Annotated in this window: 17 protein-coding genes, 4 tRNA genes and 1 riboswitch; of the genes, 7 read left to right on the top strand and 14 right to left on the bottom strand. The window is 60.0% G+C overall.

All coding sequences use genetic code 11. The features are described from left to right. Positions 1 to 256: 256 nt before the first annotated feature. From KYK33_RS02755 to treR, 4 genes are all read right to left on the bottom strand, one after another. Positions 257 to 862: a sugar O-acetyltransferase gene (locus KYK33_RS02755; protein ID WP_224431955.1), complete on the bottom strand. Its 606-nt coding sequence runs from the start codon at positions 860 to 862 to the stop codon at positions 257 to 259. Positions 863 to 865: 3 nt separating this feature from the next. After that, positions 866 to 2,527 (bottom strand): alpha,alpha-phosphotrehalase, encoded by a 1,662-nt coding sequence (gene treC, locus KYK33_RS02760; protein ID WP_224431956.1) that lies wholly within the window; start codon positions 2,525 to 2,527, stop codon positions 866 to 868. Between the two features lie 91 nt (positions 2,528 to 2,618). Continuing rightward, a complete protein-coding gene (treB, locus tag KYK33_RS02765) occupies positions 2,619 to 4,049 on the bottom strand; it encodes a PTS trehalose transporter subunit IIBC (RefSeq protein WP_042041746.1) in 1,431 nt (476 codons plus the stop codon). A 187-nt stretch (positions 4,050 to 4,236) separates the two neighbouring features. Then, a complete protein-coding gene (gene treR / locus KYK33_RS02770) occupies positions 4,237 to 5,184 on the bottom strand; it encodes a trehalose operon repressor TreR (RefSeq protein ID WP_224431957.1) in 948 nt (315 codons plus the stop codon). A 138-nt stretch (positions 5,185 to 5,322) separates the two neighbouring features. Here treR and KYK33_RS02775 point away from each other — a divergent pair, with 138 nt between their 5' ends. The 3 genes from KYK33_RS02775 (at position 5,323) to ansB (ending at position 7,745) form a co-directional block, all read left to right on the top strand. Then, entirely contained in the window at positions 5,323 to 6,273 is a 951-nt protein-coding gene (locus KYK33_RS02775) for an AEC family transporter (RefSeq protein WP_224431958.1), read from the top strand. Positions 6,274 to 6,363: 90 nt separating this feature from the next. Continuing rightward, positions 6,364 to 6,558 (top strand): heavy-metal-associated domain-containing protein, encoded by a 195-nt coding sequence (locus KYK33_RS02780; protein WP_224431959.1) that lies wholly within the window; start codon positions 6,364 to 6,366, stop codon positions 6,556 to 6,558. Positions 6,559 to 6,686: 128 nt separating this feature from the next. Beyond that, complete coding sequence (ansB, locus tag KYK33_RS02785; protein ID WP_224431960.1) at positions 6,687 to 7,745, top strand: L-asparaginase 2; 1,059 nt, start codon at positions 6,687 to 6,689, stop codon at positions 7,743 to 7,745. 95 nt (positions 7,746 to 7,840) lie between these two features. On the opposite strand, the gene KYK33_RS02790 is transcribed toward ansB, so the two are convergent. Beyond that, the gene (locus KYK33_RS02790; RefSeq protein WP_263479994.1) at positions 7,841 to 8,827 is read right to left on the bottom strand and encodes a sodium:calcium antiporter; all 987 of its coding nucleotides are present in this window, start codon (positions 8,825 to 8,827) and stop codon (positions 7,841 to 7,843) included. 88 nt (positions 8,828 to 8,915) lie between these two features. Beyond that, positions 8,916 to 9,023, bottom strand: a riboswitch (yybP-ykoY riboswitch). Between the two features lie 203 nt (positions 9,024 to 9,226). Between KYK33_RS02790 and KYK33_RS02795 the strand changes: the two genes are divergently transcribed. Continuing rightward, complete coding sequence (locus tag KYK33_RS02795; protein ID WP_042041740.1) at positions 9,227 to 9,814, top strand: superinfection exclusion B family protein; 588 nt, start codon at positions 9,227 to 9,229, stop codon at positions 9,812 to 9,814. A gap of 69 nt (positions 9,815 to 9,883) precedes the next feature. Here KYK33_RS02795 and KYK33_RS02800 read toward each other — a convergent pair whose 3' ends face one another. From KYK33_RS02800 to KYK33_RS02810, 3 genes are all read right to left on the bottom strand, one after another. Then, the gene (locus KYK33_RS02800) at positions 9,884 to 10,342 is read right to left on the bottom strand and encodes a methylglyoxal synthase (protein WP_042041739.1); all 459 of its coding nucleotides are present in this window, start codon (positions 10,340 to 10,342) and stop codon (positions 9,884 to 9,886) included. A 170-nt stretch (positions 10,343 to 10,512) separates the two neighbouring features. Continuing rightward, the gene (gene bfr / locus KYK33_RS02805) at positions 10,513 to 10,989 is read right to left on the bottom strand and encodes a bacterioferritin (RefSeq protein ID WP_042041738.1); all 477 of its coding nucleotides are present in this window, start codon (positions 10,987 to 10,989) and stop codon (positions 10,513 to 10,515) included. 107 nt (positions 10,990 to 11,096) lie between these two features. After that, complete coding sequence (locus KYK33_RS02810) at positions 11,097 to 11,285, bottom strand: bacterioferritin-associated ferredoxin (RefSeq protein WP_042041737.1); 189 nt, start codon at positions 11,283 to 11,285, stop codon at positions 11,097 to 11,099. 135 nt (positions 11,286 to 11,420) lie between these two features. On the opposite strand from KYK33_RS02810, the gene KYK33_RS02815 reads away from it, so the two are divergent. Further along, a complete protein-coding gene (locus KYK33_RS02815; RefSeq protein ID WP_224431962.1) occupies positions 11,421 to 11,723 on the top strand; it encodes an HlyU family transcriptional regulator in 303 nt (100 codons plus the stop codon). Further along, complete coding sequence (locus tag KYK33_RS02820) at positions 11,705 to 13,771, top strand: tRNA(Met) cytidine acetyltransferase TmcA (protein WP_396021388.1); 2,067 nt, start codon at positions 11,705 to 11,707, stop codon at positions 13,769 to 13,771. Before KYK33_RS02815 ends, KYK33_RS02820 begins: the two co-directional genes overlap by 19 nt. Before the next feature lie 78 nt (positions 13,772 to 13,849). On the opposite strand, the gene nhaC is transcribed toward KYK33_RS02820, so the two are convergent. Further along, positions 13,850 to 15,256, bottom strand: coding sequence for a Na+/H+ antiporter NhaC (gene nhaC / locus KYK33_RS02825; RefSeq protein ID WP_224431964.1), 1,407 nt, complete (start codon positions 15,254 to 15,256; stop codon positions 13,850 to 13,852). A 304-nt stretch (positions 15,257 to 15,560) separates the two neighbouring features. On the opposite strand from nhaC, the gene KYK33_RS02830 reads away from it, so the two are divergent. Next, on the top strand, positions 15,561 to 15,770 hold the full coding sequence (locus KYK33_RS02830; RefSeq protein ID WP_042041943.1) for a hypothetical protein: 210 nt from the start codon (positions 15,561 to 15,563) through the stop codon (positions 15,768 to 15,770). Positions 15,771 to 15,777: 7 nt separating this feature from the next. Here KYK33_RS02830 and KYK33_RS02835 read toward each other — a convergent pair whose 3' ends face one another. The 5 genes from KYK33_RS02835 to KYK33_RS02855 form a co-directional block, all read right to left on the bottom strand. After that, on the bottom strand, positions 15,778 to 16,047 hold the full coding sequence (locus KYK33_RS02835; RefSeq protein ID WP_042041732.1) for a late competence development ComFB family protein: 270 nt from the start codon (positions 16,045 to 16,047) through the stop codon (positions 15,778 to 15,780). A 96-nt stretch (positions 16,048 to 16,143) separates the two neighbouring features. Further along, positions 16,144 to 16,229, bottom strand: a tRNA-Leu gene (locus KYK33_RS02840). Between the two features lie 69 nt (positions 16,230 to 16,298). Then, a tRNA-Leu gene (locus KYK33_RS02845) sits at positions 16,299 to 16,384 on the bottom strand. 44 nt (positions 16,385 to 16,428) lie between these two features. Continuing rightward, positions 16,429 to 16,514: transfer RNA gene (locus tag KYK33_RS02850), tRNA-Leu, on the bottom strand. Positions 16,515 to 16,567: 53 nt separating this feature from the next. After that, positions 16,568 to 16,653, bottom strand: a tRNA-Leu gene (locus tag KYK33_RS02855). Positions 16,654 to 16,751 lie beyond the last annotated feature (98 nt).

The following is a 16,751-nucleotide window of genomic DNA, read 5'->3' on the forward strand; positions in this document are numbered from 1 at the left end:
GCAAAGGGGAGGGTATCGAGCTTATAAGCGAAATATGCTTGCCACTGATGTTTGTGGTATGAATTCATGACCAATGACTATTGAGACTTATCAACATTATATTGGTCAGGCTATTAGTCTGAGGTGGTGTTTAAAACGATATGAATATGTGAATTCATGAGCTTTCCGGGAAAGCGTTGGCTGCCGGGCATGATTATTTCATGCTGTTTAATCGATGATGACAAACAGGGCTCAGCAGCACTTTCTGTCATGGGCGCTAAATGCCCGCCAGCTCCTCTGCCGTCATGGGGCGCAATACCCGGCAGGGGTTGCCGACCGCGACCACATTGGCCGGGATATCTTTGGTGACCACGGATCCCGCCCCTATGATGCTGTTATCCCCTATGGTGACACCCGGGCAGATGACGGTGCTGCCCCCTATCCAGACGTTGTTGCCGATGCGCACCGGCTTGCCGAACTCGACGCCGGCCACCCGAGGGGCCACCGCCACCGGGTGGGCGGCGGTGTAGATCTGCACCCCGGGCGCCAGCAGCACGTTGTCACCGATGTGCACCTCGCACACGTCGAGGATGGTGCAGTTGACGTTGGCGTAGAAGTTCTCGCCCACGAAGATGTTGGCGCCATAGTCACAGAAGAACGGCGGGTTGATGGCGCACAGCTCGCCCCGGCTGCCGAGCAGTTCGCTCAGCAGGGCGTCCCGCTCCGGCTGCTCCTGCCAGCTGGTGTTGAAGCTGTGATAGAGGCTGCGGCAGCGCTCGCGGGCCGCCTTCAGCTCGGAGTGACCCGCATCATAGGGCTCCCCCGCCACCATCTTCTGCCATTCGTGACCGCGCACCGCGGTCTTCGTCATCACCTCGCTCATCGCCTACTCCATCAGCCAGATCAGGGATTCATAAGAACGCAGCTCGCAGGATTGCGGGCGGGCCGGGCTGTCTGGGTAGTTGCCGAGCAGCAGGCGACCCTTGTCCGCTTGCATCCCCGCAGGCAATACAAAATCGACCGCTTCGCCGTAGAAGTTGCTCACTATCAACAAGGTCTGTCCTTGCCATTGCCGGCGATAGGCCCAGATCTGAGCGTGCCCCGCCAGCAGCTCCTGATAATCCCCTTGCGTGAAGATGGGATGTGCCTTGCGAAGTCGTACCAGATCCCGGTAGTGCCAGAACACGGAGTCAGCATCGGCCAGCGCCGCCTCGGCATTGATCTCGGGGTAGTTGGCGGCGGGCTTGAGCCAGGGTGTGCCTTTGGTAAAACCGGCGTTGGGGGCGGCATTCCACTGCATGGGGGTACGGGAGTTGTCCCGCGACTTGGCGCCCAGAATGGCGAGGATCTCGGCATCTTCCATCCCTTCGGCACGCTTGATGGCGAAGATATTGTGGCTCTCCACATCCTGATAGTCATGGATGCTGCCATAGCCGGGGTTGGTCATGCCGATCTCCTCCCCCTGATAGATGTAGGGGGTGCCTTGCAGGCCGTGCAAGGTGCTGGCCAGCATCTTGGCGGCAACAACCCGGTGTTCGCCCTCATCCCCGAAGCGGGAGACGATGCGCGGCTGGTCGTGGTTGCACCAGAACAGCGCCGACCACCCCTTGCCGTGCATGCCGCTCTGCCAGTGGTTGAAGATGCGTTTGAGTTCGATGAAATCGAACGGCGCTTTGGCCCATTTATCGCCATTGGGGTAATCCACCTTGAGGTGGTGGAAGTTGAACACCATGGAGAGCTCGGAACCGTCCAGTGCGCCATAGCGCTGGCAATGTTCCAGGCTGGTGGAGGACATCTCCCCCACCGTCATGGCTCCGACCGGGGCGAAGACGTCGCGGCTTATGTCCTGCAGGAATTCGTGGATGCGCGGCCCGTCGGTGTAGAAGCGGCGGCCATCGCCACTGTCGTCGTTCGGGAAGGATTGATCCTTGGAGATGAGGTTGATGACGTCGAGGCGGAAACCGTCTATCCCCTTGTCAGCCCAGAAGTGGATGATCTTTTTGACCTCGGCCCGCACCGCCGGGTTCTCCCAGTTGAGATCCGCCTGCTCGCGGGCAAACAGGTGCAGATAGTACTGGTTTGTGGCGGGGTCCAGCTCCCAGGCGCTGCCGCCAAACTTGGATTGCCAGTTGTTGGGCAGGCCGCCAGCTACCGAATCGCGCCAGATGTAGTAGTCGCGGTAGGGGCTGTTTTTATCCCCCAGCGCGGATTTGAACCAGGCGTGCTCGGTGGAGGTGTGGTTGACCACAATGTCCATCACGATGCGGATGTCGCGCGCGTGGGCCGCGGCCAGCAGCGCCTCGAAATCGCTCATGGTGCCGTAGGCGGGATCGATGTTCAGGTAGTCGGCAATGTCGTAGCCGTTGTCCACCTGAGGGGACACATAGACCGGAGTCAGCCAGAGGGCATCGACACCGAGGGTCTTGAGGTAATCGAGGCGGGCCATGATCCCCTTGAGATCGCCGGTGCCACGGGCGCCGGAATCTTGAAAGCTCTTGGGGTAGATCTGGTAAATCACGGCACTCTGCCACCAGGGAGTCTGTTTCATGGTCGGGTCGCTCATCTTGTTGAAACGGATGGTTGAATAGTAAAGAGGCATGAAAAGGGCGGAGCCTGGGCTCCGCCGCGGTACTTGTCGATCAGGTGGCGCTCAGTTCCAGCTTGCCAGCCGCCTGCTGGCGTTTGTAGACCAGCATGGTCAGCGCCAGGGGCACCACGATGGCCACCAGCATGGCGAGGGAGTAGATGCCCCAGAACTCTGGCTTGATGGTGAGGATACCTGGCAGGCCACCCACCCCGATGCCGTTTGACATGACATGGGCGAAACCACAGATGAGGGCCGCACAGCTTGAGCCCACCATGGCGCACAGCATGGGGAACTTGTACTTGAGGTTGACGCCGTACATGGCCGGTTCGGTCACTCCCAGATAAGCCGAGATGGCGGCAGGTACCGAGATCTCCCGCTCATTCTCCTTGCGGCTGATCAGTATGATACCGAGCACGGCGGACGCCTGGGCGATGTTGGACAGGGCGATCAGTGGCCAGATCGGGGTACCACCTATGTCCTTCATCAACTGCAGATCCACGGCATTGGTGGTGTGGTGGATGCCGGTGATGACCAGAGGCGCATAGAAGAAACCGAAAATGGCGGAGCCAATGGGGGCGAAATCGCCGGTCATGGCGGCTCTGGCGGCATAACCCACGCCTTCACCTATCCAGCGGCCAAAGGGGCCTATCAGGGTGTGAGCCAGGATGACGGTCACGATGAGGGCCACAAACGGCACTATGACCATGTAGAGATAGGCCGGGATGATGCGTCTGAGATTGGTTTCGAGCCAGGCCAGCACCACACCCGCGAGGATGGAGGGAATAACCTGGGCCTGGTAACCCACCTTCTGGATGGTAAAGATCCCGAAGTCCCACACATCGGGGGTTGCGCCGCCGATGCCATAGGCATTCATCAACTGCGGCGACACCAGGGTGATCCCCAGCACTATGCCGAGGATCTCGGATCCCCCCATCTTTTTCACGGTGGACCAGCAGACGCCGACCGGCAGGAAGTGGAAGATGGCCTCACCGATCAGCCAGAGGAAGGAGTGAACCCCGGCCCAGAACTGGCTGATTTCGACCAGGGTATGGGTACCATCATCGAACATCTTGATGTCGCCGATGACGTTGCGAAAACCCAGGAGCAGGCCACCAGTGATGATGGCGGGCAGCAGAGGAACGAAAATCTCCGCCATATGGGAGATGGCTCGCTCCAGAGGATTCATGTTATGACGTGCCGCCTGCTTGGCGGCTTCTTTGCTGCCGCCACTGACCCCGATCTCCTCGGTGAGCGCCTTGTACCACTGGTCCACCTCATTGCCGATGACCACCTGGAACTGGCCGCCCTGAGTGAAACTTCCCTTCACTGCCGGAATGGTCTCTATGGCCTTGGGGTCGGCCTTGGCTGGATCGGCCAGCACGAACCTGAGCCGGGTCAGGCAGTGACTGACGGTGGTGATGTTCTCTTTGCCGCCGATCCGTTCGATCAACTGCGCCAGATGTTGTGTGTTGACTTTTGACATGAGCCTTCCCTCTGTGACTCCATGAATAATGGTCGTTTTTTTGCTGGCTAGCCAATGACCGCCCGCTTATTGGTATCGTTCCCAACCAGCATGAAGCCAGTGGCCATCATCGGCAATGGGAACGTTCCCAATTCGTGGGGGTGGTCACAAAAAGCGCAAAACGCCGAGGTGCAGGAGGAAAGATAGACTACAGGGGCTGACAGGGGGCTATGGTGGCTCTGGGGGCCTGGCCCTCTTCAATCTGGTCGAGAAGCTGTCTGGCGGCCAGAATACCGGCGTCCTTGTAGCCAAAATCCAGGCTGAGGGCGTTGGCAAACAGGAAGGTGAGCATGGGATTGCTGCCCAGGCCACTGACCAGAATATCGGTGCGCCCCTGCTCTTGCAGGTATTTGGCAGCACCTATGGCCAGGGTGTCGCTGGCGCAGACCAGGGCCTGGGTCGTCGGGGTGAGCAGCTCGGCCGCCAGCCGGTAACCGCTCTGCAAGCTGAGATCGCCGAGGGCGGCATGGGGAGTGCGGCCATGCTCCTTGCAGTCATCGAGATAAGCCTGATGGCGGCGCAGGCCCGTGGTGAGATCCTTGCGATCAACCCCCAGATAGGCCACCTCATCAATGCCGCGCTCCCTGAGGTGCGCCAGCACGGCGCGTACCGCCCCCTCGTCATCGTAACAAACGGAGGAGAACCCGGGGCGCTCCCGGGCCATCAGCACCAGCTTGTCGGTCAGCGGCGCCATGGCGGCATAGTCGAGGTCATTGAAGGCGAACAGGATTATGCCATCCACCCCCCGCCTCGACAGCACGGCCAGATGCTCGCTCACCTTGGCCGGGGAGAACTTGCTCTCCATCAGCACTGCGTCGTAGCCGCAGCCATAGAAGGTCTCCAGCATGCCGCGTACCGCCTGATTCTCCGAGCTGGAATCGAGCCGTGATACCACTATGCCTATCACACGCTGACTCTGGCTGCGCATGGCGCGGGCCGACTTGCTTGGCACAAAACCGTGTTGGGCGATCACCGCCTCCACCTTGGCCCGGGTCTCGGGATTGACCTTGGGATCCTGATTGAGCACCCGGGAGACGGTCGACTTGCCGACCCCGCTGAGGCTGGCTATATCGAGGATGGTCAGTTTCTTTTCCATGTGGGATCCGTGGCAGGGGAGTCGGGCAGAGGACAATGTGCAGACATTGTTGTGATTAAGGCCTGCGAATACAAGTCCATGGCGCTAGAATGGGTCCTCCGCCCGCGAGGGCGCCCTCTGTTGCACAGGACGAGCACCATGGATTTGACCACCAGTCTCAATTTCTCACTCTCCATCACCGGCCCCATTTGCGTGGTGCTGATCCTCGGTATCGTCCTCAAGCGCCTCGGCCTCTTGCCGGACAGCTTCACCGAAGCCGCCGCCAAGCTGGTCTTTCAGGTCACCCTGCCGGCGCTGCTGTTTTTGAGCATAGTGCGCACCGATCTGGATGCCATGCCGAGCCCCTGGCTCATCGCCTATGGTCTGGCGGGTACCCTGATAGGTTTCTTGGTGCTGGAGCTGTTGGCGGCGCGCTTCATCGGCGATCGGCGGCTACGGGGCATCTTCGTGCAGGGCAGTTTTCGCGGCAACATGGGCATCATAGGGCTGGCCTATGTGCAAAACGCCTATGGCCAGGCTGGGCTGGGGGGCGCCGCCTTCTTCGTCGGCGCCGTGACGGTGCTCTACAACATACTCGCCGTCATCACCCTCACCCGTAGTCTGGGTGGCGACCCCGGTCTCAAGCCCATTCTCAAGGGCATCATCAAGAACCCGCTGATCCTTGCCATCCTTGCCGCACTGCCCTTTACCATCTTCGGGGTACAGATGCCGCAACTGGTGCTGACCACGGGCAGCTACTTTGCCAACCTGACCCTGCCCCTGGCCCTGCTCTGTACCGGGGCCTCCTTGAGCCTCAAGGCGTTGCGCGGCGGGGCCGCACTGACTGGTTATGCCACCCTGGCGCGTCTGTGTGCCATCCCCTTTCTGCTCACTCTGGGTGGCTGGTTCATTGGTTTCACCCCGCTTGAGCTCGGTATTCTCTTCCTAGTCAGCTCGACCCCGACGGCGGCCGCCAGCTATGTGATGACCCGCGCCATGGGCGGCGACAGCGTGCTCGCTGCGAACATCATCGCCACCACCACCCTCGGTTCACTGGTGAGCACCAGCCTGGGGGCTGCCCTGATGAACTATCTGGGATTGATGGGGTAATGAAGGGCTGTTGACTGAAGAAAATCGGGGCTTGACCTTACCGCTGACGGCAGCATTAGGCTGGGATCACATCAACAGAGGAGACACAGTATGACCATCGAACTCACCGTATCCGGCATGTCCTGCGGTGGCTGCGCCGCCAGTCTGCAAAAAGCCCTGCTGGCCGCGCCCGCCGTCACTCAGGCCCGGGTCGATTTTGACGGCAGCAAGGCTGTCATCGAGGGTGAGCTGAGCAAGGCCGAGTTGATCGCGCTGATCGAAGCCAAGGGATTCAGTGCGGAGTGACTTATCCCTATATGGGTAAAAATTAGACCAATATTCTGTTTATCTGTTTTTATTGGTGAGAGTGATCACTTCAATTTGGGTTAAAAAGAATAAAAATGCTGCAATCACTTACCCAGAAGGATTGCAGCATGACCCTCCCTATCCGCAAGACCCTGCTCGCCGCCGTCGTTGGCCTGACCCTCTCCCCCCTGGCCATGGCCCTGCCCAGCGTGCACATACTGGCGACCGGCGGCACCATCGCCGGTGCGGGGCAGTCTGCCACCCAATCCAACTATGAGGCAGGCAAGGTGGCCATCGAGACCCTGATCGCCGCCGTGCCCGAGATGAAGAACGTGGCCGAGGTGCAGGGGGAGCAGGTGGTCAAGATAGGCTCCCAGGACATGAACGATGAGGTGTGGCTCACCCTGGCCAAGCGGGTCAACGAGCTGCTGGCCAAGGATGAGGTGGATGGCATCGTCATCACCCACGGCACCGACACCATGGAAGAGACCGCCTACTTCCTCAACCTGACCGTCAAGAGCGACAAGCCGGTGGTACTGGTTGGCGCCATGCGTCCCTCCACCGCCATGAGTGCCGATGGCCCGCTGAATCTGTATAACGCCGTGGTCACCGCCTCCGACCCCAGCTCCAAGGGCCGCGGCGTCATGGTCGCCATGAATGACACAGTGCTGGATGCCCGAGACGTCACCAAGACCAACACCACAGGGGTGCAGACCTTTGCCGCCCCGAACTTCGGCCCGCTGGGCTACATCCACAACGGCAAGATAGACTACCAGCGCAGCCCGGCCCGCCTGCACACCAGCAAGACGCCATTCGACGTGAGCAAGCTCGACAAGCTGCCGCAGGTGGGCATCGTCTACAACTATGCCAATGCCACCGATCTGCCGGCCAAGGCGATGGTGGATGCCAAGTTTGATGGCATCGTCAGCGCCGGGGTGGGCAACGGCAACCTCTATCACAGCCTGTTCGACACCCTGGCCAAGGCGAGCAAGGATGGCATCCGGGTAGTGCGTTCTTCCCGCGTGCCGACCGGCGCCACCACCCTGGACGCCGAGATCGATGACGCCAAGTACGGCTTCGTGGCCGCCGGTACCCTGAACCCGCAGAAGGCACGCATCCTCTTGATGCTCTCCCTCACCCAGAGCAAGGATCCGGCCCAGATCCAGCGCTGGTTCCAGCAGTTCTGATCCCGGGGTTCAACCCGCTAACCTAAATCCATGAAAAAAGGGCAGGATCGGATCCTGCCCTTTGTTATGGCGCCATGTTCACATAGAGCGCGCCCTCAGCTCACCATCAGCCAGCCGCAGAAACCCAGGTACACCACACCCACGCAGGCCAGTCTGCCCGCCGTCATCCGCTCCCGGCTGAAGCCCCACCACAGCAGTGCCACCGCCAGCAGGGTCACTAGCGAGGAGGCCAGCATGGTGCTGTCGAGCAACCAGGGGGTGAACAGCAGACAGAACGCCTTGGGAATGGTGCCCTGGATCATCATGGCGCCGGAGATATTGGCCAGTGCCAGCCGGTATTTTCCCTGACGCACCCAGATCAGCACGTTCATCAGCTCCGGCATCTCGGTCGCCACCGGGCTCAGCAGCAGGGCCGCCAGCACGGGGGAGAGGCCAAGCAGCTCGCCCATGCTCTCCAGTTGATGAACGAACAGCTGGGCCGCCAGCGCCACCACCACCAGGGCTCCCAGGGTCTGCAGCAGCACCTTGCGAAGGGCCGGGATCTCGGCCTTGGGATCCAGCTTGAGGGGCTCTGGCAACGGGGTCTCGTGGCTGTCGCTCTGTTTCAGCTCGCGCCGCACATAGACCAGATACACCAGCACGAACAGCGGCGCCAGCCAGGTTTTGCCGGTGAAGGCCACCATGCCGAGGGCCACCGCCACCAGGAAGATAGCGACAAACCAGGCCTGATCCCGACCAGTCTCTCGCTGCACCTCGCCATCGATGGCCCTGTGTTCAGGGCCCATGCACAGCAGCAGGGTCAGGCCGACGGCGGCATAGCCTATGGTGGAGAGCACCAGGGGGCCGCCGAGGGCGGCCCCTATTCCTATCTGCTGCTGGGCGGGGGCATCCCCCATCAGCAGGGCCGTCAGGGTGACGATGCATTCGGGCAGGGCAGTGCCGAGGGCCGCCAGCAGGGAGCCGGTGGCGCTTTGGGAGAACTTGAGGTGATGACCGGTCCATTCGATGCCGTTGACGAAATATTCGCAGGCCAGGTAGATGGTGACGGCAGAGAGCAGAAATAACAGCAGGGTGATCAGCATAATGGGCAACCGCCAGGCGAGCAGAACAACCGATGGACCCGATATGGCTCGCCCGGCTGGCTTGCGTATCGAGGCCAAAGGTCTTGCAGAGCGATAGATGCTATCGCCGCCCATGCCATGGATCTGATGATCCAAGAATGTTGACATGAGCCCTGCCCGGATCTCGGGCGGGTTGCTACTCCCCAATGACAGTGCGGGTTTTTTACCAAGAGATGGGTTGCCCCACAAGGAAAATGGCGGCTCGTCCCCCGGCAACTTGTAAGGGAATGTAACCTGGCCACAGACCCATCCCATCAGCTCTACCCGCCAGGATCCAGATCCCTCCCACAGGATCCTCGCCTTGGCACAGGGATTGCTATGAGTTGACTACTGTCCACATTGACTTGGGAAGGGTGAACGATGAAACGGTGGATCCAACATTTTTATCAACTGAACCGCCTCAACTGGCTCATGGTTTGGCTGCTGCTCTGCTGCAGCATCATTTTGCTGTTCCCGACCGGGCTGATGAAGGGGGCCGTGAGTGCCTGGGCCGAACTGCACGCCGCCTGGCTAGGGGTCGGCATGCTGATCGCCATCTCTTACTTCTGTAGCCAGGGCATGTTGATCCTGTGGGAGTGGGCCTGTGGCGAATGGTTGTCCCGCAAGCAGAAAGATCAGCTCTCCCGGATGATTGCCTTCCTCGATTTCAACGAGAAGGCGGTGCTGCGCGAGTTCGTGCTGCAGCGTAAAAGCGTCATAAACCTGCCGATCACCGAACCCGCCGTCAAAAATCTGATAGATGCCGGTGTGCTCACCTACGCCTATGGCAAACCGGTGCGGGAGAAGGATGACGAAAACCAGATCCGGGCACTGATGATAGCCCTGCCGGCCCGCCCCTTGCTCACCTACAAGGTGCTGGGGCTGTCGCGCGGCAAGATGAGTGACGAACAGGTGGAGCAGATCATGAACGCCAGACCCAAGTTCGCCCAAAAAAGCCTGCAGCGCTGAACTCTGCACGCTCACCCACAAAAAAGGCGCCAGATTGGCGCCTTTTTCCATTCCGCTATCGACGACTCTCTATTGGGTACGTGCCTTGAGGTAGCCTGCGTAGTCCGGGATCTGCACGCTGAATGCCTGATCCATGTGAGGGCTGTCCATGATGAAGTCGGCGGTTGCCTCATTGGTTGCCATCGGTATGTTCCAGACGGCGGCCAGACGCAGCAGCGCCTTCACATCCGGATCATGGGGCACGGCGTTGAGGGGATCCCAGAAGAAGATGAGTACATCTATCTTGCCTTCGGCAATCAGGGCGCCGAGTTGCTGATCGCCGCCCATGGGGCCGGAAAAGAGGCAGGTGATGGGTAACTGCGCCGACTTGCTGAGCAGGGAGCCGGTGGTTCCCGTGGCATAGAGGTGATGTAGCTTGAGCGCCTCCTTGCGACGGCCAACCCAGTTGAGCAGCGCCGTTTTCATATTGTCATGAGCCACCAGGGCCACCCGTTTGTGGGGAGCCATTTCCCGTGCAATCTGTTCCATCTTGGTATCCGAGGGTGAAAAGTTGAGATGCCTATCCTAATCGAAAGCGCGTCCCCCTGCCTATCGGTGCGCCATAACTGTGATCCGGGTGAAACTTGGGTGTTGGCCACGATAAAAACCCGCCGAAGCGGGTCTGGGTATAGTCAGTTGGGGGTGAAGAGCGCCGAGGGTCAGGAGCCTTGATGAAGCTGGGATTGCTGATAATTTTCGAGACCGATGCGACCGATAAGATCGATCTGAGTCTCCAGCCAGTCCACATGCTCCTCTTCATCTTCGAGGATCTCCTGGAACAGATCCCGGCTGACATAGTCATGCTTGGATTCGGCATAGCCGATGGCAACCTTCAGATCCGGGATGGCATCCATCTCCAGAGAGAGATCACAGCGCAGCATCTCTTCGACCGTCTCACCGATGCGCAGCTTGCCCAGCTCCTGCAAGTTGGGCAGTCCCTCCAGAAACAGGATGCGCTTGACCAGTTCGTCCGCGTGTTTCATCTCGTCAATGGATTCGTGATACTCCTTGTGCCCCAAAGCCTTGAGGCCCCAGTCATCATAGATGCGGGCATGCAGGAAATATTGATTGATGGCGACCAGCTCGTTGGCCAGCACCTTGTTCAAATGCGCGATAATCTTGGCATCACCTTTCATCGTCAATCCTCCTTGCTGGATCCATCAAGCTTAGACCAGGAAGGTGACAACAACAGGGTGAGCGGGCAGATGCCCGCTTATGGAAGGGGGAGGTGAGATCGAGAAGGTCAGGCTACCTGATAGTAGCTGGGCGCCTGGTCGAGTTCGGTCTTGATGATCGCCTTGGCCATGGGCAGGCACTTGCCACACTGGCTGGCCAGTCCCAGCTCTTTCCTGAGTTGACGAAGATCCTTACCTGCCTGTACCGCCTGACGTATCTGGGTATCGGTAATGCCACGGCACAAACAAACGTACATATTTACACCTCACCTTGGGATAGGCTGAAATCTAAATGAGAATGGTTTGTAGTGCAAATAACAATTGGGAATAAGCCGAGCCACTTGCCAGCCCCCAGCCCCTTGAGGACAATGTCCCATCACCACGGAGGTTCCATGCTCAAGACCCTGTTCAAGTCACTGTTTGGTGGCGCAGCTCCCGTCGCACCTGAGGTCACCCCCACTGAATATGCCGGCTATCTCATCTACCCAGAGCCTATGGCCGAGGGGGGGCAATATCGGCTGGCGGGGCGCATTACCAAGGAGATTGATGGCGAATTGTGCAGCCACAGATTCATTCGCTCAGACCTGTTCGTCAATCCGGCTGATGCCGAACGATTCATGGTGCAAAAAGCCCAGACCTTCATCAATCAGACGGGGGATCAGATGTTCGAGCCCAGATCCGGTCAGGGCGCATGACCGCATTACGTCAGGCGCTGAGCAGGGTGGGGGAGCGGCGTCTGGTCTGGCTGGAAGGCTCTGAGGCCGAGACCCAGGCTGCCGCCCAGGCATGGTTGTCCGGCGATATTTTCTGGCTCGGCGAAGGGCCATCGCAATATGCCCCTCTGCCGGCGGTCAAGGCGCTGCAACGGCTCGGTCAGGAGTGCGATACCCTGGTGTTCAATAGTTTCAGCGGCTTTCACCCCGATGCGTTCGGCGCCCTGGCGGGCACCCTTCGCGCAGGGGGCTTGCTGATCCTGCTCACCCCGCCACGGGCTGAGTGGCCCGCTTTCGCGGATCCAGACAGGCTACGTCTGGTCTCAACGCCGGACGAGTTGCCGCGAGCGGGTCAGGGTTTTATTGCCCGGCTGGCACGGCTGCTGCCTGAGGATCCCGCCTTGGATCTCGCACTGCCAAGCGGATCTTCCCCTTGGCAACCCATCCGGGCCGATCGCCCCATGACGGCGGGGCAGGCCAATGCCATCCAAGCCGTTCGCCAGGTGCTGCATGGCCACCGGCGACGGCCCTTGGTGATCAGTGCCGATCGCGGGCGAGGCAAGAGTGCGGCGCTGGGATTGGCCGCCGCTGCCTTGCTGCGTGAGCAGCCCGGGCTGCGCATCGCCGTGACGGCGCCCGCCAAGGCCACGGTCGCCAGCCTGCTCGAACATGCGGGATCTGCTGGCCAGACTCTGGACGGAATCGACTTTTACTCTCCCCAGCAGTTAATACAAGAAGAGATAAGCTGCGATCTGTTGCTGGTCGACGAGGCCGCTGCGATCCCGACCCCGTTGCTTGAGGCCATGTTGGCGCGTCACAGTCGCATCGTCTTTGCCACCACAGAGCATGGCTATGAAGGGACGGGACGTGGCTTCCACCTGCGCTTCAAGGCCCATCTCGACGGCCATGCCCCAGGCTGGCGTGAGCTGCACCTTGACGAGCCGGTGCGCTGGCGCGCCGGTTGCCCGCTGGAGGCCCTGGTGTTTCGCCTGCTGGGGCTGGCTGCCGAGGTGAGCGCACCACTGCCCGCGCTTGCCCCGGTGCGGTGCCAGATAACCCAGCAGGCATTGGCCAGCGACGAGGCTCTGCTCAATCAGGTCTTCGGGCTGCTGGTGCTGGCTCACTACCAGACGACCCCCAGCGATCTGCGTATCCTGCTGGAGAGCCCGGATCTCGACATTCATCTGTTGGAGCAAGAGAGCGGTCTGCTTGGGGTGGCACTGGTGGCGCGGGAGGGCCATATCCCGGCCGAGCTGGCCGAGGAGATCTGGGCGGGGCGGCGGCGCCCCCGTGGTCATCTGTTGCCACAATCCTTGCTGGCGCACGCTGGCCTGCGGGAGGCAGGAGATCGCAGCTATGGCCGGGTGCTGCGCATCGCCGTGCATCCCGAGCTGCACAGACGCGGGCTGGGCAGTTTGCTGCTTGGCCAGTTGGTGAGCCATTACCGGGAGTCCGGGTTCGATTACCTCGGCGCCGCCTTCTCTGCCACGGCCGATCTGCTGCCCTTCTGGCGCCGGGCGGGCCTGCAGGCATTGCGCATCGGTCTGCAAAGAGATGCCGCCAGTGGCAGCCATGCCGCCCTGTTGCTGCGTGCCTTGCGCCCCGAGCGGGAGGCCGAGCTTGCCCGCTGGCACGAGCGCTTTTGCCGCCAACTGCCAACCCTGCTGGCCGGTGAGCTGCGGGAGTTGGATCCCGAACTGGTTTGGCAGTGCGTAGCCCCCGTTGAGGGGAAGGAAGGTGAAAAAGGGGAACCGACGGACAGATGGCCAGGGTGGGAGGCGTTTGATGGGGATGAGCTGACGTGCTTTGCCCATCATCACAAGCCGTTCGAGCTGTGCCAGCCCAGTCTGCAGCGCTGGCTGGCGGCCCACCTGAACCGCCTGCATGGATTGCAGTCCGCAGAGCGAGCCCTGCTCATCGCCAGCATCTGGCAATACGCCCCCTGGGAGGGGCTGGCCCGTCGCCAGAGGCTCAGTGGCAAGCCAGCACTCATCAAGGCATTGCGTGGCTTGCTGGCGCGGCTGTTGTAGTGCAAAGCCCGGGATACAAATCCTGCCTCCAGATAGAAACAAGGCGCCCTGAGGCGCCTTGTTTCTATCAAGGGTGGCTCAGCGTGAGCTGGCCGCCGGGATGACCGGAACCCGGCTGACAAACTTGCCCATGTAGGCGAAGGCGATGGTCAACAGAATGCAGGTAAAGCTCAACCACATGTAGGGCAGGTAATCGAGGGTCGCCACCCCGAGCACCCCGGCCATGAAGATGCCGTTGTCGCTCCAGGGCACCATGCCGCAGGTGAGGGTGCCGCCGAACTCGGCGTTGCGGGAGAGGTTCTTGCGTTCAAGTCCCAGCCTGTCGTAGTTCTTGGCCATGATCTTGGGGGTCAGGATCAGCGACACATACATGGCCGAACCGAACACGTTGGCCAGGAAGGCGGTGCCCAGGGTATGAGTGGTCAGGCTGCCGACGCTGTTGATGCGCTTCTCGAAGGCGCTGGCGATCACCTCAAGCAGTCCCACCTTCTCCAGCAGACCGCCGAAGCCCAGTCCGAAGATGATGACCGCCACCGAACCCAGCATGGACTCCATGCCGCCGCGGCCGAGGATGTTGTCGATGAAGTCGACCCCGGAGACGATGGCGAACGGACTGTAGGCGGAGTGCATCGCCTTGACCGGATCCATGTCCTGGAAGGCGATGGCCCAGACAAGTCCGAGCAGAGCGCCGAAGCTGATCACCGGGAAGGCGGGCTTGCGGTTCGCCAGCAGGCCCAGCACCAGGATCACCGGCACCACGGCCAGCGGGGTGATGTTGAACTGCTTGTCGAGGGCCTCCATCACCAGGTTAACCTGCTCCAGGCTGACATTGCCCGAATACTGCATGCCGACCACGGTGAACAGGGCTGCCGTGATGACATAGGAGAAGAGGCTGATGGGCAGCATGCCCTTGATGTGCTCCACCACGTCGACGTTGGACATGGTCGAGGCCAGCACCACGGAATCGGAGAGGGGGGAGAGCTTGTCGCCAAAGTAGACGCCGGAGAGCACGGCGCCGGCGACCAGCGGGGCGGGTACCCCCAGGCTGTGGCCTATGCCCATCATGGCGATACCCGCGGTGGCGGCAGAGCCCCAGGAGGTGCCGGTAGCCAGCGAGGTGAGTGAACAGATGAGCAGGGTCGCCAGCAGGAAGATGGAGGGGTGTATCACCTTGAGGCCGAAGTAGATGATGCTGGGCACTATACCCCCCGCGATCCAGGTACCGACCAGGGCACCGACGGAGACCAGTATCAAAATGGCCCCCATCCCCTTGGCGACGCCGTCGACGGCGGCCTGCTCCAGGGACTTGTAATCATGGCCGAGCTTGATGCCGAGGCCCATGATGACGAACCAGGCGATGAACAGGGCCAGCTGGATCGGCAGATCGAGCAGGCTGGTAAACGAGAATGCCAGTGCCAGAAAGATGGCCAGACAGGCCAGCACCTGAAACATGCTTGGCAGACGGGGATGTTGTTGGTTTTGCATAGATACTTCCTAAACTCTTGCTCGCCAAGGTGGGGACCTCTCATCCTGTGAACCTGTCATGTCCCGAGGCACCCACCCAAAATGAGGCGGCAATCTACCACAGAGTCTCCCCTGAAAATTCAAACTTACCGGGCAATTTTGAACATTTGATTGATAAACTTACACAAAATTTGATTTTGTAACGGTTTTTTAGGAGGAGGGAGCCCACTGGACTCCTGGGGTCCGCGTGAAGAGGAAGATAGTCATTGCACTGGAACTGGCATCAAATGATAATCATTTCTATTTATGATCTATGGAGATGGCAATGGGCTGGATATACAGGGTCGCCCTTTTCCTGGTGCTGGTGTTAGTGGGGATCTGGGGCCATGACAAGCAATACGGGCTCTGGAGCCTGGGTTTTGTACTGGCCGCCTGGGTCATGATTGAGCCCAGACTCAGGCCTGTACTCATATTGTTGCCCGTCGCGGGCATGACCGGAGTGGCGGCCTTGCTGTGGCAACATCCCTGGCTCTAGCGGCCAGTCAGTCACGGCTGGCCGAGCTCTGCACTCGCACCAGCGCATGGGCAAGGGAGAGCCTGACCTCCTGCTCCATGGCGTCCCGTTTTTCCTGGCTGAGAAAATAGATCATATCCACGTCATGGCGTATGTAGTGGGCGGGGAGTTGATTGAGGGTGAGGCAGCAGAGGTCGGCGAGCTCATCGTCACTCAGGCGCCTGGCCAAGTCTTGCTGGACGATGGCCTTGCTGACCAGCTGCTCATAGAAATTGTGGATCTCGGTGCTGAGTTTCATGGACCCGTCTCCTTGGTGTTGACAGGGCAAGGATAGCTAGCCGGGGTCAAATACAAAAGGCCCATGACTGTCGTCATGGGCCTTTTGCCGAATAGATGGTGCGAAGAGAGGGACTCGAACCCTCACATCCGTGGGACACTAACACCTGAAGCTAGCGCGTCTACCAATTCCGCCACCTTCGCACACTGTTTTTCCCAACCTGTTTTACATGGAGTTGGCCATGCACTGTCTGTTTTTACATGTCAGAATAATGGTGCGAAGAGAGGGACTCGAACCCTCACACCCGAAGGGCACTAACACCTGAAGCTAGCGCGTCTACCAATTCCGCCACCTTCGCACATTGTGTTACCAGTTTTGATTTACATGCTGTCTGGAGAAGCATGGTGCGAAGAGAGGGACTCGAACCCTCACATCCGTGGGACACTAACACCTGAAGCTAGCGCGTCTACCAATTCCGCCACCTTCGCACATTGGGTCATCAATCTTGTTTTACATGCCACTGATGAAGCATGTTGCAGTATGGTGCGAAGAGAGGGACTCGAACCCTCACATCCGTGGGACACTAACACCTGAAGCTAGCGCGTCTACCAATTCCGCCACCTTCGCATCACTGCGGACGGGGATTTTATAGAGTTTTGAAGGGGCGTCAACAGCCATAATGGACTTTTTTCGCCCTTGGCAGAGAAAGCCGGGTCAAGGGGACA

It is taken from the genome of Aeromonas rivuli (assembly GCF_020149575.1).
Classification (GTDB): Bacteria; Pseudomonadota; Gammaproteobacteria; order Enterobacterales; family Aeromonadaceae; genus Aeromonas; species Aeromonas rivuli.

Bases quoted from the DNA above. Each gene is read 5' to 3' on its own strand.
- KYK33_RS02755 (WP_224431955.1), bottom strand. From the start codon at position 862: ATGAGCGAGGTGATGACGAAGACCGCGGTGCGCGGTCACGAATGGCAG.
- KYK33_RS02795 (WP_042041740.1), top strand. From the start codon at position 9,227: ATGAAACGGTGGATCCAACATTTTTATCAACTGAACCGCCTCAACTGG.
- KYK33_RS02835 (WP_042041732.1), bottom strand. From the start codon at position 16,047: ATGAAACTCAGCACCGAGATCCACAATTTCTATGAGCAGCTGGTCAGC.
- ansB (WP_224431960.1), top strand. From the start codon at position 6,687: ATGACCCTCCCTATCCGCAAGACCCTGCTCGCCGCCGTCGTTGGCCTG.
- bfr (WP_042041738.1), bottom strand. From the start codon at position 10,989: ATGAAAGGTGATGCCAAGATTATCGCGCATTTGAACAAGGTGCTGGCC.
- KYK33_RS02790 (WP_263479994.1), bottom strand. From the start codon at position 8,827: ATGCTGATCACCCTGCTGTTATTTCTGCTCTCTGCCGTCACCATCTAC.
- treB (WP_042041746.1), bottom strand. From the start codon at position 4,049: ATGTCAAAAGTCAACACACAACATCTGGCGCAGTTGATCGAACGGATC.
- KYK33_RS02800 (WP_042041739.1), bottom strand. From the start codon at position 10,342: ATGGAACAGATTGCACGGGAAATGGCTCCCCACAAACGGGTGGCCCTG.
- treC (WP_224431956.1), bottom strand. From the start codon at position 2,527: ATGAAACAGACTCCCTGGTGGCAGAGTGCCGTGATTTACCAGATCTAC.
- nhaC (WP_224431964.1), bottom strand. From the start codon at position 15,256: ATGCAAAACCAACAACATCCCCGTCTGCCAAGCATGTTTCAGGTGCTG.
- KYK33_RS02815 (WP_224431962.1), top strand. From the start codon at position 11,421: ATGCTCAAGACCCTGTTCAAGTCACTGTTTGGTGGCGCAGCTCCCGTC.
- KYK33_RS02780 (WP_224431959.1), top strand. From the start codon at position 6,364: ATGACCATCGAACTCACCGTATCCGGCATGTCCTGCGGTGGCTGCGCC.
- treR (WP_224431957.1), bottom strand. From the start codon at position 5,184: ATGGAAAAGAAACTGACCATCCTCGATATAGCCAGCCTCAGCGGGGTC.
- KYK33_RS02810 (WP_042041737.1), bottom strand. From the start codon at position 11,285: ATGTACGTTTGTTTGTGCCGTGGCATTACCGATACCCAGATACGTCAG.
- KYK33_RS02830 (WP_042041943.1), top strand. From the start codon at position 15,561: ATGGGCTGGATATACAGGGTCGCCCTTTTCCTGGTGCTGGTGTTAGTG.
- KYK33_RS02775 (WP_224431958.1), top strand. From the start codon at position 5,323: ATGGATTTGACCACCAGTCTCAATTTCTCACTCTCCATCACCGGCCCC.